The 12,525-nt window shown below is 68.8% G+C and carries 16 protein-coding genes; 7 read left to right on the top strand and 9 right to left on the bottom strand.

All coding sequences use genetic code 11. From position 1 onward, the window contains the following. Window positions 1-25 precede the first annotated feature (25 nt). Together C1925_RS06200 and C1925_RS06195 are read right to left on the bottom strand one after the other, a co-directional pair. Window positions 26-571: a redoxin family protein gene (locus C1925_RS06200; RefSeq protein WP_108768129.1), complete on the bottom strand. Its 546-nt coding sequence runs from the start codon at window positions 569-571 to the stop codon at window positions 26-28. A gap of 3 nt (window positions 572-574) precedes the next feature. Continuing rightward, a complete protein-coding gene (locus C1925_RS06195) occupies window positions 575-1,369 on the bottom strand; it encodes an alpha/beta hydrolase (protein WP_108768128.1) in 795 nt (264 codons plus the stop codon). A gap of 342 nt (window positions 1,370-1,711) precedes the next feature. Here C1925_RS06195 and C1925_RS06190 point away from each other — a divergent pair, with 342 nt between their 5' ends. The 5 genes from C1925_RS06190 (at window position 1,712) to C1925_RS06170 (ending at window position 5,249) form a co-directional block, all read left to right on the top strand. Further along, window positions 1,712-2,356 (top strand): DoxX family protein, encoded by a 645-nt coding sequence (locus C1925_RS06190; protein WP_108768127.1) that lies wholly within the window; start codon window positions 1,712-1,714, stop codon window positions 2,354-2,356. Window positions 2,357-2,458: 102 nt separating this feature from the next. Continuing rightward, complete coding sequence (locus C1925_RS06185) at window positions 2,459-2,935, top strand: hypothetical protein (protein ID WP_108768126.1); 477 nt, start codon at window positions 2,459-2,461, stop codon at window positions 2,933-2,935. Between the two features lie 54 nt (window positions 2,936-2,989). Continuing rightward, window positions 2,990-3,835, top strand: a complete 846-nt coding sequence (locus C1925_RS06180; protein WP_108768125.1) for a DUF692 domain-containing protein — start codon at window positions 2,990-2,992, stop codon at window positions 3,833-3,835. Then, window positions 3,828-4,610, top strand: coding sequence for a putative DNA-binding domain-containing protein (locus tag C1925_RS06175; protein ID WP_108768124.1), 783 nt, complete (start codon window positions 3,828-3,830; stop codon window positions 4,608-4,610). The genes C1925_RS06180 and C1925_RS06175 overlap by 8 nt, the downstream gene beginning before the upstream one ends. A 3-nt stretch (window positions 4,611-4,613) precedes the next feature. Beyond that, window positions 4,614-5,249 (top strand): ferric reductase-like transmembrane domain-containing protein, encoded by a 636-nt coding sequence (locus C1925_RS06170; RefSeq protein ID WP_108768123.1) that lies wholly within the window; start codon window positions 4,614-4,616, stop codon window positions 5,247-5,249. Between the two features lie 54 nt (window positions 5,250-5,303). Here the strand turns inward: C1925_RS06170 and C1925_RS06165 are convergent, their stop codons facing one another. The 6 genes from C1925_RS06165 to C1925_RS06140 all read right to left on the bottom strand — a co-directional run bounded on the left by C1925_RS06165 (window position 5,304) and on the right by C1925_RS06140 (window position 10,127). Then, entirely contained in the window at window positions 5,304-5,687 is a 384-nt protein-coding gene (locus C1925_RS06165) for a hypothetical protein (RefSeq protein ID WP_254051396.1), read from the bottom strand. 92 nt (window positions 5,688-5,779) lie between these two features. Then, entirely contained in the window at window positions 5,780-6,937 is a 1,158-nt protein-coding gene (locus C1925_RS06160; protein WP_108768121.1) for a metallophosphoesterase, read from the bottom strand. A gap of 132 nt (window positions 6,938-7,069) precedes the next feature. After that, the gene (locus C1925_RS06155) at window positions 7,070-8,605 is read right to left on the bottom strand and encodes a TerC family protein (protein WP_108768120.1); all 1,536 of its coding nucleotides are present in this window, start codon (window positions 8,603-8,605) and stop codon (window positions 7,070-7,072) included. Window positions 8,606-8,647: 42 nt separating this feature from the next. Continuing rightward, on the bottom strand, window positions 8,648-8,872 hold the full coding sequence (locus C1925_RS06150) for a helix-turn-helix transcriptional regulator (RefSeq protein ID WP_108764376.1): 225 nt from the start codon (window positions 8,870-8,872) through the stop codon (window positions 8,648-8,650). After that, a complete protein-coding gene (locus C1925_RS06145) occupies window positions 8,872-9,339 on the bottom strand; it encodes a DUF2975 domain-containing protein (protein ID WP_108770634.1) in 468 nt (155 codons plus the stop codon). The genes C1925_RS06150 and C1925_RS06145 overlap by 1 nt, the downstream gene beginning before the upstream one ends. 185 nt (window positions 9,340-9,524) lie before the next feature. After that, complete coding sequence (locus tag C1925_RS06140; protein WP_108768119.1) at window positions 9,525-10,127, bottom strand: hypothetical protein; 603 nt, start codon at window positions 10,125-10,127, stop codon at window positions 9,525-9,527. Between the two features lie 131 nt (window positions 10,128-10,258). Between C1925_RS06140 and C1925_RS06135 the strand changes: the two genes are divergently transcribed. Together C1925_RS06135 and C1925_RS06130 are read left to right on the top strand one after the other, a co-directional pair. Next, the gene (locus tag C1925_RS06135) at window positions 10,259-10,570 is read left to right on the top strand and encodes a metalloregulator ArsR/SmtB family transcription factor (RefSeq protein WP_079221004.1); all 312 of its coding nucleotides are present in this window, start codon (window positions 10,259-10,261) and stop codon (window positions 10,568-10,570) included. A 14-nt stretch (window positions 10,571-10,584) separates the two neighbouring features. Beyond that, a complete protein-coding gene (locus C1925_RS06130) occupies window positions 10,585-11,976 on the top strand; it encodes a DUF2867 domain-containing protein (RefSeq protein WP_108768118.1) in 1,392 nt (463 codons plus the stop codon). A gap of 11 nt (window positions 11,977-11,987) precedes the next feature. Here the strand turns inward: C1925_RS06130 and C1925_RS06125 are convergent, their stop codons facing one another. Next, window positions 11,988-12,419: a pyridoxamine 5'-phosphate oxidase family protein gene (locus C1925_RS06125; RefSeq protein WP_108768117.1), complete on the bottom strand. Its 432-nt coding sequence runs from the start codon at window positions 12,417-12,419 to the stop codon at window positions 11,988-11,990. Window positions 12,420-12,525: the final 106 nt, after the last annotated feature.

Raw genomic sequence — 12,525 nt, 5'->3', positions numbered from 1 at the left:
CGCGGCGCGGCCATGGTAGCGCGGCTCAGGGGCTGGCCAGCAGGCGCTGGATCTCGCTTTCGGTACGTGCGTAATCGCCTTCGCCGTAATGGCGGTAGACCACCCGGCCCTGGCGGTCGACCAGGTACAGCGCCGGCCAGAATCGATTGCCCCACGCGTTCCAGATGCGGTACTGGTTGTCCTGCACCACCGGCCAAGTGATGTCGAGGCGGCGGATCGCATGGCGCACGTTGCCCTGCAGGCCTTCATAGGCGAATTCCGGCGTGTGCACGCCGATCACGCGCAGCCCCTTCGGCGCATAACGCGCATGCCACTGGTGCACGTACGGCGCGACGTTGAGGCAGTTGCTGCAGCCGTAGGTCCAGAACTCGACCAGCACCACCTGCCCGCGCAGCTGCTCCAGGGTCAGCGGCGGGCTGTTGTGCCACGGCCCACCGCCGCTGAATCCCGCCGCGGGTGCGGCCTCGGCGGTCTGTGCACCGGCTTCGGGGCTGGGCCAGGCCAGCAGCAGCGCAGCGGCGCCGAGCAGGGCCAGCAGCAGCGGCACGGTGTAGGCACGAAGCGTGGCCATCGCTCAGCCCCCCTGCTCGGCCAGCGGCAGCTCGGCCGGCTTCACCCCGGCAGCTTCCAGGATGCTGTCGGCCACCTGCGCCGGGTGCGAGAGCAGCGCTACATGGCTGCTGCCGATCGACTGCAGCTGCGCGCCGATGCGCCGTGCGGTGGCGACCTGCAGCTGCGGCGAGAGCATGCGGTCATCGCGGCTGACCACGTACCAGCTCGGCTTGCTGCGCCACGCCGCCGTGGTCACGGCCTCGCCCAGTGCGCTGGCTTTCAACGGCACCTGCGTGCTGTACAGCAGGGCGGCGGTCTTCTTCATCACGTCGGGTGCGAAATCCTCGGCGATGGCATCGGCCGGCAGGGTCAGGTAGCCGTCCTTCTCCTGCAGGCGGGTCAGCCCGGGGCCGACCGGGAAGCCTTCGCCCTGCTGCGCGGAGGACTGGCCGACATCCGGTGCGAACGCGGCCACGTAGACCAGCGCCTGCACCTTGGGATCGTTGCCCGCTTCGGTGATGACCGTGCCGCCCCAGCTGTGGCCGACCAGCACCACCTTGCCCGGTGCCGCGGCAATCGCGCGGCGGGTGGCCGCCACGTCGTCAGCCAGCGAGCTGAGCGGGTTCTGCACGGCCACCGCCGGCAGCTTCCAGTCGTGCAGGGTGCTGATGACCTTGTTCCAGCTGGAGCCATCGGCGAAGGCGCCATGTACCAGGATGATGGTGGGCGGCGCGCCGGCATCGGCCTGCGCGGCAAAGGCGGGGGTGGCGGCGCCGGCCAGGGCCAGGGCAGCGGCAAGCAGGGTGGTGCGGATCATGGGTGGCACTCCGGTGTTGGGAGTGGCCATTTCCGCCGGTGGGTGTATCGCTGCTGTTTCGCTGCGGCGCCGAGTTGTACCGGACTGTAGGCCGGCGGCCGGTTCCTACAGTCCGATACATTCGGCCGCCGGGCATGGTCCGGCACTACCGGGGGAACAGGGTTCCCCGCACGCGGGCGCGCAGCGCGCCGATGCGCCCCGACGCGGCGTCTTTGTATCCAACTGTACGAAACCCCTGCCGCAGCCACAGTCGCTGACAAAACCCCGGGCATCGGCACACGTTACCGATACCTGCGTGGCCCGAAATGGCCTCCATCGACCACCGGCCCGCAGGACACACCCATGATCAGCACCGCCTCCTCCCTCTACACCCCGCGCCTGGATGCCGTCGGCCGCTGGCTTTCGCCGCTGGCCCTGCGCGCCCTGCTGGCCTGGGAGTTCTTTGAATCCGGCCGCGAGAAGCTGGGCGGCCAGAACTGGTTCGCCGATCTGGACGGCCGCTTCTCGTTCCCCTTCTCCACCCTGCCCGCCTCGCTCAACTGGCAGCTCGCCACGTGGCTGGAACTGGTGGGCGCGGTGATGCTGCTGCTCGGCCTCGCCACGCGTTCGGTGGCCTACATCTTCTGGGTGCTGACCGTGGTCGCCATCGCCGCCGTGCACTGGCCCGACCAGTGGAACGGCCTCGGCGAACTCTGGCAGGGCTATGCCATCACCGACCAGGGCTATGGCAACTTCAAGCTGCCGCTGCTGTTCCTGGCCATGCTGCTGCCACTGATCCTCAACGGTGGCGGCGCACTCAGCCTGGACCGCCTGCTGGCCGGCCCGCAGCGTGCCGCAGTTGGCGATGACCGCCTCGGCTGGGGCGTCAGCCTGGTCGCCCTGCTGCTGCCCATTGCCGCACTGCTGCCGGGCATTGGATTCGGCGGTGCCCTGCTCGGCGGCGCCCTGCTGCTGGCCCATGTGCTGCGTCGTCGCCGCAGCGCCTGATCCGCCTCCGCCCTTTCCCACCCTTCTCCGCATCGCATTCCGTCGCCTTCCCGCGGCGTCCATCCCGCACGCCCTGCGTGCACATCCCAAGGAGTCACCACCATGTCCGTCTCGACCAAGAACACCGCTGCTTCCCGTCTGCCGCGCATCGGCGCCATCGGTATCGCCCTGGCTGGCGGCCTGCTGCTGGCTGGCCAGGCCGCCGCGATCCAGCCGCTGGCGATCAGTGCCGTGGCCATGAGCGCCGCCGCCGAAGGCAAGTGCGGTGAAGGCAAGTGCGGCGCCAACAAGGCCGCCACCAGCAAGCCCGCCGGCAAGGCCAAGGTGGCCGAAGGCCAGTGCGGCGAAGGCAAGTGCGGGGACGCCTCGTTTGCCCGCACCGACCGTGACCACGACGGCCGGGTCTCGCGTGCCGAGTTCAACGCCGTGGCCGGCAAGCGTGCCGCCGAATTCGACCGCATCGACGCCGACCACGACGGCTACATCAGCGAGCAGGAAGCGCACGACTACCTGCGCAGCGTCTACACCGCCAACGGCAAGCCGATGCCGAAGGGCCTGTTCTCCCGCGTCAACGACTGATTGCCCCCAACGGCGCCGCCCTCGTGGCGGCGCCACTGCCCTGGAGTACCGCGCATGTCCCTGCCCCTGCCTTCCGCCAGCGCTGGTCTTGGCCTGCGCCGTGGCCTGATTGACGAGTTGCTGGCAATGCCCGCCGACGCCATCGACTTCCTCGAAGTCTCGCCCGACAACTGGATCGGCGTCGGTGGCGCCCATGGTGCCGCGCTGCGCCAGCTCAGCGAACGCCACCGCCTGACCTGCCACGGCCTGTCGCTGTCGCTGGGCGGCCCGGACCCGCTGGACCGCACCCTGCTGGCACAGACCCGCGCCTTCCTCGAGCTGCACCAGGTGCAGCTGTACAGCGAACACCTGAGCTACTGCGCTGCCGGCGGCCATGTCTACGACCTGCTGCCGCTGCCGTTCACCGCCGAAGCTGTGCGCCACGTCGCCGGGCGCATCGCCCAGGTGCAGGACACGCTGGGCCGGCGCATCGCGGTGGAGAACATCTCCTACTACGCCGTGCCCGGCGCGGACATGAGCGAAATCGACTTCATCAACGCCGTGCTGGCCGAAGCAGACTGCGACCTGCTGCTGGACGTCAACAACGTCTTCGTCAACGCCTGCAACAACGGCTACGACGCCTTCGGTTTCCTCGCCCGCGTCCCCAGCCACCGTGTCGCCTCGCTGCACGTGGCCGGTCACTTCGACGAAGACGATGGCTTCAAGATCGACACCCACGGCGCGCCGGTGAAGGGCATGGTCTGGGCGCTGCTGCGCGAGGCCTATGCGCGTGTCGGCGTGCGCCCCACCCTGCTGGAGCGCGATTTCAACTTCCCGCCGCTGGCCGAACTGCTGGCCGAGGTCACGCAGATCCGCCAGGCCCAGGCCGAGGTGCTGCTGCCGGAGATGGCCCATGGCTGAGTCGCTGGCCACCCTGCAGCAGCGCTGGGCCGACCATGTGCGCGACCCGTCGATGCCGGCGCCCGATGGCATCGAGGCACGCCGGCTGGCGGTGTACCGCCGCCTGTGCATCGACAGCCTGGACAGCCTGCTGGCCGGCAGCCTGCCGCGCCTGCAGGAACAACTGGGCGAAGCGCGCTGGCGCAGCCTGGTCGAGTACTACTACGCACATCACCCCTGCCATACCCCGTTGTTTCCGCAGATCGCCAGCGAGTTCGCTGCGTGGCTGGCAACGCAGGATACGTTCGCGCTGCCCGGCTGGGCGGCGGAGCTGGCGCACTACGAAAGCACCCAGCAGGCGCTGCACATCGAAGCGCGCGACGCAGGGCATTCGCTGCAGTACACGCCTGCGGGCAGCGACGTGCTGGCGCTGTCGCCGCTGGTGCGGGTACTGGGCTACCAGTGGCCGGTGCATGAGGACGCCGCGATGGACGATGCCGCCGTCAGCGAGCCGACGCTTCTGCTGCTGCGCCGCCTGGTGGACTACCGGCTGCAGGTCGAGGAACTGGCACCGCTGGCGTATGCGCTGCTGTCGGCCTTTGGCAACGACGGCGCGCGTGTGGATGACGCGCTGCAGGCACTGGCCGCGGCGCATGACGTGCCCGCGGATGCACTGCACGTGGTGGCCGCGCCCTTGCTGGGCGAACTGTGCGCGGCGGGTGTGCTGGTTGTGCTGACCGCTTTCCCTGATTGCCGGCCAGCGGCCGGCACTACCCTTCTCCATTCCGAGGCTTGATCGATGGCTGTTTCCAACACTTCCTTCCTGCACGGCTGGCGCCTGTTCGTGGCCATTGCCGTGGTGCTCATCGCCTTCGCGCTGGCCGCGTTCGCCCTGCACGCCGACGTGGCCGAGGGCAGCCGCGCGGCCATCCGGGTCACCGCGCGCACCTCGTTCCTGCTGTTCCTGGTGGCGTTCACTGCTTCGTCGTTCGCCAGCCTGCTGCCGGGGCCGACCAGCCGTTTCCTGCTGCGCGAACGCCGGATCATCGGCCTGTCGTTCGCGTTCTCGCACCTGCTGCATGCCATCGCGATCACCGCGTTCGGCATCCTCAACCCGGCGTTCTGGCCAGCACGCTCGGCGCTGGCCAACCTGCCCGGCACGGTGGGCTACGTGGCCATCCTCGCGCTGGCGATCACCTCGCATCGCGGCATCGCCCGGCGCATGGGCCCCACCGCATGGCGCCGCCTGCACGTAACCGGCATGTGGATCATCGCCGCGGTGTTCACCTACTCATACTTCAAGCGCGTGCCGGCCAATTTCTGGTACGCCGTACCTTCGGCCCTGCTGTTCACCGCCTTCGTGGTGCGCGCCATCGCCAAGCGTGCTCAATCGCTGAAGCGCAGTGTGCATGCACGGCCGCTGCGGGCGGCGTGATGAGCCAGGGCGCGCGGGGTCGGATCCCTTTGCCGGGCAAAGGGATCTGCCCCATCAGGCATCACGTGCAGCACAATAGGCGCTGTAGGCCTCCACGATCTTCTGCATCCTGGCCTGCTGCTTCGTGCCCATCGGCACCCGCTGCACACGCTTGTACAGGGTTTTCCACATGTACCCGGAACGGAAGAAGTACGGCCGCACTTCCAGGAAGGTCAGCACCACATCCACGATATTTGGGTCGTGCCTGGCCAGCTCCTGCAGGGCATGGTCGTAGCCGCCGGGAAACACCAGCTGCGGGTAGCGCTGGTTGAACTCCGCGCACGCATCCGCATGTCGCTGCTTCTCTTCGGGCCCCCGCCAGCGCAGTGCGGCCGTCTCGCGGATGAGCTGCTGCAGCCGGTTGATTTCATCCGCGTTGGCGCGGATCAGCCGTTCCATGGGTGCGCGGGTATGGGACATGGTTCCTCAACTGGAGTGCGTAGGGGTCAGAGCCCTTTGCCGATGGCAAAGGGATCCGACCCCATCAGAATTCACGGCGCGCGGCGCAGGGTGAACAGGGTGATTTCCGAAGGCACGCCGATGCGCGCGGGGAAACCGGCCCACAGGCCAGCGCCGTTGCTCACGTACAGGGTCATGCCATCCACCTCGTAGCGGCCGGAGACAAAGCCACCATTGGCCCGCTTCACCAGCTGGTCCATGCCGATGATCTGCCCGCCATGGGTGTGGCCGGACAGCTGCAGCTTCACCCCGCGTGCGGCGGCATCGGCGGCATTGCGCGGGCGATGGTCAAGGAGGATCACCGGTGCGGCAGGATCGGCACCGGCCAGCGCCGCCTGCAGGTCGGGCAGCGGCAGGCCGTAGCGCGCCGCCACCGGGTCGGTGACACCGGCAATGGTCAGCGCCGCATCGCCACGCCGCACCTGGGTGTGGCTGTTTTCCAGCACCTGCATGTGCAGCGCGCGGAAGGCCTGCATCCAGTCGCTGTACTGCGCGTAGTACTCATGGTTGCCGGTGATGGCGATCACCCCGTCCGGCGCGTGCAGGTCGCCCAGCGGACGGAAATCATCGCGGCGTGCATCCACCGTGCCATCGATCAGGTCACCGGTGATCACGATCAGGTCCGGCTTCAGCGCATTGCTTTCGGCCACCACCTGGCGCACCCAGTCGCCGGTCAGCAGGCGGCTGGCGTGGATGTCGGTGAGCTGCAGCATGCGGTAGCCATCGAAGGCGGCCGGCAGATCCTTGATCGCCACCTCGACCTGACGCGGCTTCGGCACTGCCATGCCCTGGCTGACGCCGTAGGCGCTGAGCAGCAGGGCGACACCTGCGGCCAGCGGACGCAGCAGCGGCGTACGCAGGGCCGAGACTGCGCGCGGCAGGCGCAGCACGCGCGCCAACAGCAGGCCGGCATCGAACAGCAGCATCGCCAGCGCCAGCAGCAGCACGGCGGTCGAGCCGGTGGCCAGCACGGCGATGGCCATCTTCGGAATTTCCGGCGAGGCCATCGTGCCCCAGAACGTGGCGACGATACGCAGCTGCACGGCCAGGCCCACCAGCAGCAGCGACAACAAGGCCTTGGTCCACACCTGGAGGCGCAGCGGCCAGAACAGGCGCCAGGCCACGTACAGGCCCATCAACAATCCAATCGTACTCAGCACTGCGGCATTCCAGAACGTGGGGCCCGCCATGGTGACGGGCGGAGGTTGCAATGGGTAGAGCCGAGCCTATGCTCGGCTACACCAACTGTAGAGCCGAGCCCAGGCTCGGCTGCGGGAAAAACAGCCGAGCGTGGGCTCGGCTCTACAAGAGGCAGGCGCGCGTTACGGCGCCAGCCTTTGCACGCGCAGACGCGCGATGCGGCGCTTCTCCATCGCCAGCACGGTGATGCGCACGTCGGCCACATCCACGGCATCGCCTTCATCCGGCAGGCGCCCCAGCTGGTCCAGCACCAGGCCGGAAATGGTCATGTAGTCGCTGCTGCGCGGCAGCGACACACCCGCCAGGCGCTGCAGGTCGTCCAGAGTCAGCGCGCCATCGGCTTCCCACTGGTCCTCGCCCTGCGCCACCACGCCGTAGCGTTCGTCCTGGGTATCGGCCAAGTCGCCGGCGATCGCCGCCAGCAGGTCGTTGGCGGTCACCAGGCCTTCCACGCTGCCGTACTCGTCCACGGCCACCGCCAGCGGCACCGGGTGCTGGCGGATCAGTTCCAGCGCCTGCAGTGCGCTGGCGCTGGACAGCACGTACTGCGGCTCGCGCAGGTTGCCCTCCAGCTGCAGCGGCCGGCCCTGCAGCAGGTCGGCCAGCAGGTCGCGGCTCTGCACCACGCCGCGCAGGCTGTCCAGGTCGCCCTCGCCCACCAGCAGGCGCGTGTGCGGCGACGCCACCAGGCGCGCCACCACATCGTCCTGGCCACGCGCCAGGTCGATCCACTGCACGTCGGCACGCACCGTCATCACGCTCGACACCGGCCGGTCGGCCAGGCCCAGCACGCTGCGGATCATCTCGTGCTCGGCCGGCTGCAGGCGCTCCTCCGCGTCACCGTGCTCCTCTTCGCCGGCGTCATCGTGGCCGTTGGCCGGGCGTGCACCCAGCATGCGCAGCACTGCATCGGCGGTGCGCTGGCGGAACGGCTGGCGGCGCTCGTTGCGTTCGCGGTTGAAGCGCACCCACTGGTTGAAGGCTTCCACCAGGATCGAGAACGCGATGGCCGCGTACAGATATCCCTTCGGAATCTTGTAGCCCAGGCCTTCGGCCACCAGGCTGAAGCCGATCATCAACAGGAAGCCCAGGCACAGCACGACCACGGTGGGATGCTTGTTGACGAAGCGGGTCAGCGGCTTGCTGGCCAGCAGCATCAGCACCATGGCGATGGTCACCGCGGCGTACATCACGCCCAGGTTGTCGACCATGCCGACGGCAGTGATCACCGAGTCCAGCGAGAACACCGCGTCGAGCACCACGATCTGCGCCACCACCATCGCGAAGCTGGCATAGACCTTCTTGCCGTTGTCCTCGTGCTGGCGGCCTTCCAGACGCTCGTGCAGTTCCATGGTGCCCTTGAACAGCAGGAACAGGCCGCCGCCCAGCAGGATCAGGTCGCGCCCGGAGAAGCTGTGATCGAACAGCGTCAGCAGCGGCTCGGTCAGTTTCATGATCCAGGCCAGCGCGGCCAGCAGCACCAGGCGCATCAGCAGGGCCAGGCTCAGGCCGATCACCCGCGCGCGGTCACGCTGGTGCGGTGGCAGCTTGTCGGCCAGGATCGCGATGAACACCAGGTTGTCGATGCCAAGCACGATCTCAAGCACGATCAGGGTCGCAAGGCCCATCCAGATCGAGGGGTCAGCCAACCATTCCATTTCGGTTCCGTTTCTTCATGAGGTAAGGGAGAGAGGGGTGTTTCAGTCGTCGTCCTGCGCCTGCAGCGGGTCGTGCCCGAGCAGGTCGCCCGGCGTGCACTGCAGCTCGCGGCAGATCGCATCCAGCGTCGAGAAGCGGATGGCGCGTGCCTTGCCGGTCTTGAGGATGGACAGATTGGCCAGGGTGATGTCGATGCGCCCGGCAAGCTCGGACAGGGTCATGCCCCGTTCCTGCAGCATGCGGTCGAGCGTGATGACGATCGCCATCAGATGACACCATCGAGGTCATCACGCATGGCCGCACCAGCGGCGAACACGCGCGCCAGCACGAACAGCATCAGCACGGCGATCAGGCCAGTGATGGACATGCCGCCGCCGACTTCCATCCAGGCGAAGTCCGGGCCCATCCAGGACGCGTACACGCCGATGATGATCGACAGCACTTCCATCGCCAGCATCAGCCACGCCATGCGCTGCAGGCGCTGCGCATTGGCATGGGTGAACGGGCGCGCGCCGGCGGCCGAGCGCAGCAGGCGCGCCAGGTGCCGCAGGAACACCAGGCACAGCACCAGCAGGGCCACGATGCTGCCCAGGCCGATGCAGAAATGCAGGAACAGATCGCTGCCGTGGACGGCCGCGGCGTGCGCGTCGTGCACGCTGTCCAGCAGCCAGCGCCGGTCGTAGGCCACCAGAGGCACGGCCAGCAGCGCGGCCAGGATGCCCAGCCAGCACATTGCCCGTACGGCCTGCACGGCGGTCTGGGCCAGGGTGAACAAGCCTCGCGCGGGTTCGGCGCGGGCGGGACGAGCGGTCAAGCAGCCTCCGGTATGGGGCAGCCTCGCCGCCCGGGATGGATTTATCGATAAACGATATACCACATCCAGATGCGTTGGATGAATCGTGGGTCCCGGGCCCGGCGCTAGCGCGGGGGTGCCGTGTCGCCCGGCGGCGTGGTCGCCTGTTCGAGCATGGCTTCACCCGGGCTGGCCGACGCCATCGCCTGCACGCCAGCTTCGGCGGCCTGCCGGGTGACCAGGCGGAAACGCACGCGCAGCTTGGTTTCGCCCGGCGTGGCCCAGCCGTACTGGATGGCCACCTGGTCGGCCGGCAGCGGCCCGCGGCCGGGCAGCGAACGCACCTGCAGCGGTTTCGGCGCCGCCTGCATCAACCGCGCGAAGCCCTTCTGCACCACCGCCGGTTCGGCCTTCTCCGCATACACGCTGCAGGTGCCGTCGTCGGCCCAGCTCACCGCATAACGCCCGCTGGCCAATGGCACCAGCCACGCCACGCCCGGCTGCCCCTGCAACAGGGTGGCCGCCTCGGCCGGTTGCAGCGGGGTCAGCCCATTGGCCTCCATCAGCGCCTGCAGCCGTGCCGGGGCGCCGATGTGCTGCATGCACGCGGTGTCGAACAGTTCGCTGAAGGAATCCTGTGCGACGGCAGCTTTCGGCGCGCGCGACGGCTGCGCCACCGCCAGCACGGGCAGCAGCAGGCCAGCCATCAACCAGGGCGCAGCACGCATCACAGCTCCAACGGATCGAAATCAGCGGGGAGGATGGCAAAGGCAGGGGCTGCTGCGCAACGGGCGCGCCCGCTTGACACGGCCCCATGCACGCGGGATCATCAATTAACGAATTAGTTAATTAACGACCCATGGACCGCATCTTCGAAGCCCTCGCCTCCGGTGCCCGCCGGCAGATCCTGGCCTACCTCAGCGCCGGTGAACTGAGCGCGGGCGAGCTGGCCGAGCGCTTCGACTTCAGCAAGCCGGCGCTGTCCAGCCACCTGCGCATCCTCGAAGAAGCCGGCCTGATCGAGCGCGAGAAGCGCGGCCAGTTCGTGTATTTCCGCCAGGTGCCCGAGCGCCTGGCCAACACGCTGTTCTCCTGGGCCGCCGAAGTGTGTCCGGTCGGTGGCCCGCTCAAGCGCGAAGCCCGCGCACGCCGCAAGTCCCCTGCCCGCTGACAAGGAGCACGACGATGCCTGGTTCGACCCGCAACAGCCGTTCGTTTCCAGGTGTCCAGCTGCCCGCACAGGACGGCGCCGGCCCCATCGAAGTCACCCTCATCGCCCAGCTGGGCATCGGTGCCGGCGACGCGCTGGTGAAGGATGCCGGCGAACGCCAGCGCCACCATCCGGCCTTCATCGATGCGCTGGATGAACCCTCCGCGCGGCTGGGCGGGATGCACCTGCAGCACGGCGATGCGTCCTCGTTGTACAGCTTCGTGGTCGCCGGCGGCGGCCATCCGTTCCATCGCCATGCCGGCCCGCGCATGTTCACCGCCATCGCCGGCAGCGCCGGTGCGGAGCTGCGCTTCGCCACCGCCGCCGATGCGCAGCTGGCCACCGACCCGGCCGCCTTCCTGCGCAGCCTGCGGCGCATCCGCATTCGACCGGACTGCCTGTTCACCGTGCGCTTCGGCGGTGGCACCTGGCACCAGTTCGCCTCCAACCACGCCGCCCACCCTGCCCTGTTCGCGCTGTCGTGCCACAGCAATGAACTGGCCGGGGCCATGAGCGAGAGCACCCGCGCGCAGGTGCAGGCCAACAGTGCCGACATCCCCAGCCTGACCGAAGTGCTGCCGGAGCCGCATTGGCCGAGTGCGGCCATGCTGGCCACCGCGCCCCTGCTGCAGCTGTCACTGCAGGCCGCGCCGCCCAGCCTGTGCGCGCGGCTGTGTGCGCAGACCCGTTCACTGCTGGGCCCGCTGCGGCGGATCAACCTGCGGCCGTTGCGCGGGTTCGTCGAACGCAGCACGCCGCACTACCCGGTGCACAGTGGTCGTCCCGACGCGCAGGGCCTTCTGGCCGCTGCGCTGCCCTGCAGCCACTACCAGGACCTGACCGTGCTGCCCCTGCGCAGCGGGCAGTGCACGCAGCGCTCGGCCTCCGCGCTGCTGGCCGAGGTGCTGGACGGTTTCCTGCGCAATCCGCCGGGCGGCGTGGGACGGCTGATGGCGCTGCGCAATCGCTTGGTCGCACCGTTGCGCCTGCGGACCTCGCCGCTGGGCTGTCCGGTGTCGTCGCTGCTGTCCACCGACCGCAGCCGCCTGTTCGCCGGCCGTTTTCCAGTGCTGGACGCACGCGTCGACGGGCAGGACCGCAGTGCCGAAGTGCTGCTCGGTGCCGACGACCGCCACCTGCGCTTCCGCAGCAGCGTTCGCGTGCAGCTCGGCGACGACGGCAGCGTGCAGATCAGCCTGGGCTCGCGCGTGCAGACCCACAGCCGCTTCGGCCGCCTGTACATGGCGATGATCGATGCCGTGCACCGCCACTACATCGCCCCGGCGCTGCTGCGGCGGGCGGTGGAACATGCGCTGGCGCCGGAGCTGGCCGACTGGGTGGATGAGGCTGTGTTCGAAGGGGCCTGAGCCGCCAGGCGTCAGACCGTCAGTTCGCCGTGGTCCTCACCATCCCAGTACTGGATGCGCTGTGCATGCACGTGGATCAGCACCAGCCCCGGCGTATCCACGCCCTGCTCGAACCAGCGCTCCAATTCTTCAACCCAGTGCTGGGCCAGCACGCCGCGTTCGCGGATGATGGCGGCCCGGCCCATGACATGTACGAACAGCGGCGGCTTGCCCAGCAGTGACTTGCTGCCGGTGAAGCCCAGCGCGACCTTCGGATCGGCCTCGATCTGCTGCACCATGTCGGTGCTCTGCAGGGCGAAGAACCAGCTGTCTCCGTCGTAGTCCACGTCGCCGTTGTTGCTCATCGGCCGGCCGTCGATCTCGCCGGCTGCGTGGGTCTGCAGCATCGCGAAATCGATGCCGGCCATCTTCTTCGCCAGTTCGGGCAGAGTGAGCGTGGTCATGCGCTGGGTCCGGATGGAAGGGGAGCCCAGCCTCCCCCGCGTGCGGTGACTGGCGCGTGCAGTGGTGGTGGCGCCGCCTTCACGCCTGCACCGGGCATGGCCCGGC

The organism is Stenotrophomonas sp. SAU14A_NAIMI4_5, assembly GCF_003086795.1.
In the GTDB taxonomy this organism is placed as follows: Bacteria; Pseudomonadota; Gammaproteobacteria; order Xanthomonadales; family Xanthomonadaceae; genus Stenotrophomonas.
This window is presented reverse-complemented; position numbering and strand designations above follow the sequence as displayed.

Excerpts from the sequence above, each read along its gene's own strand:
- C1925_RS06165 (WP_254051396.1), bottom strand. The coding sequence starts at position 5,687 with ATGGAACGGCTGATCCGCGCCAACGCGGATGAAATCAACCGGCTGCAG.
- C1925_RS06170 (WP_108768123.1), top strand. The coding sequence starts at position 4,614 with ATGGCTGTTTCCAACACTTCCTTCCTGCACGGCTGGCGCCTGTTCGTG.
- C1925_RS06130 (WP_108768118.1), top strand. The coding sequence starts at position 10,585 with ATGCCTGGTTCGACCCGCAACAGCCGTTCGTTTCCAGGTGTCCAGCTG.
- C1925_RS06125 (WP_108768117.1), bottom strand. The coding sequence starts at position 12,419 with ATGACCACGCTCACTCTGCCCGAACTGGCGAAGAAGATGGCCGGCATC.
- C1925_RS06200 (WP_108768129.1), bottom strand. The coding sequence starts at position 571 with ATGGCCACGCTTCGTGCCTACACCGTGCCGCTGCTGCTGGCCCTGCTC.
- C1925_RS06135 (WP_079221004.1), top strand. The coding sequence starts at position 10,259 with ATGGACCGCATCTTCGAAGCCCTCGCCTCCGGTGCCCGCCGGCAGATC.
- C1925_RS06160 (WP_108768121.1), bottom strand. The coding sequence starts at position 6,937 with ATGGCGGGCCCCACGTTCTGGAATGCCGCAGTGCTGAGTACGATTGGA.
- C1925_RS06150 (WP_108764376.1), bottom strand. The coding sequence starts at position 8,872 with ATGGCGATCGTCATCACGCTCGACCGCATGCTGCAGGAACGGGGCATG.
- C1925_RS06190 (WP_108768127.1), top strand. The coding sequence starts at position 1,712 with ATGATCAGCACCGCCTCCTCCCTCTACACCCCGCGCCTGGATGCCGTC.
- C1925_RS06175 (WP_108768124.1), top strand. The coding sequence starts at position 3,828 with ATGGCTGAGTCGCTGGCCACCCTGCAGCAGCGCTGGGCCGACCATGTG.
- C1925_RS06145 (WP_108770634.1), bottom strand. The coding sequence starts at position 9,339 with ATGTGCTGGCTGGGCATCCTGGCCGCGCTGCTGGCCGTGCCTCTGGTG.
- C1925_RS06180 (WP_108768125.1), top strand. The coding sequence starts at position 2,990 with ATGTCCCTGCCCCTGCCTTCCGCCAGCGCTGGTCTTGGCCTGCGCCGT.
- C1925_RS06185 (WP_108768126.1), top strand. The coding sequence starts at position 2,459 with ATGTCCGTCTCGACCAAGAACACCGCTGCTTCCCGTCTGCCGCGCATC.
- C1925_RS06155 (WP_108768120.1), bottom strand. The coding sequence starts at position 8,605 with ATGGAATGGTTGGCTGACCCCTCGATCTGGATGGGCCTTGCGACCCTG.
- C1925_RS06195 (WP_108768128.1), bottom strand. The coding sequence starts at position 1,369 with ATGATCCGCACCACCCTGCTTGCCGCTGCCCTGGCCCTGGCCGGCGCC.
- C1925_RS06140 (WP_108768119.1), bottom strand. The coding sequence starts at position 10,127 with ATGCGTGCTGCGCCCTGGTTGATGGCTGGCCTGCTGCTGCCCGTGCTG.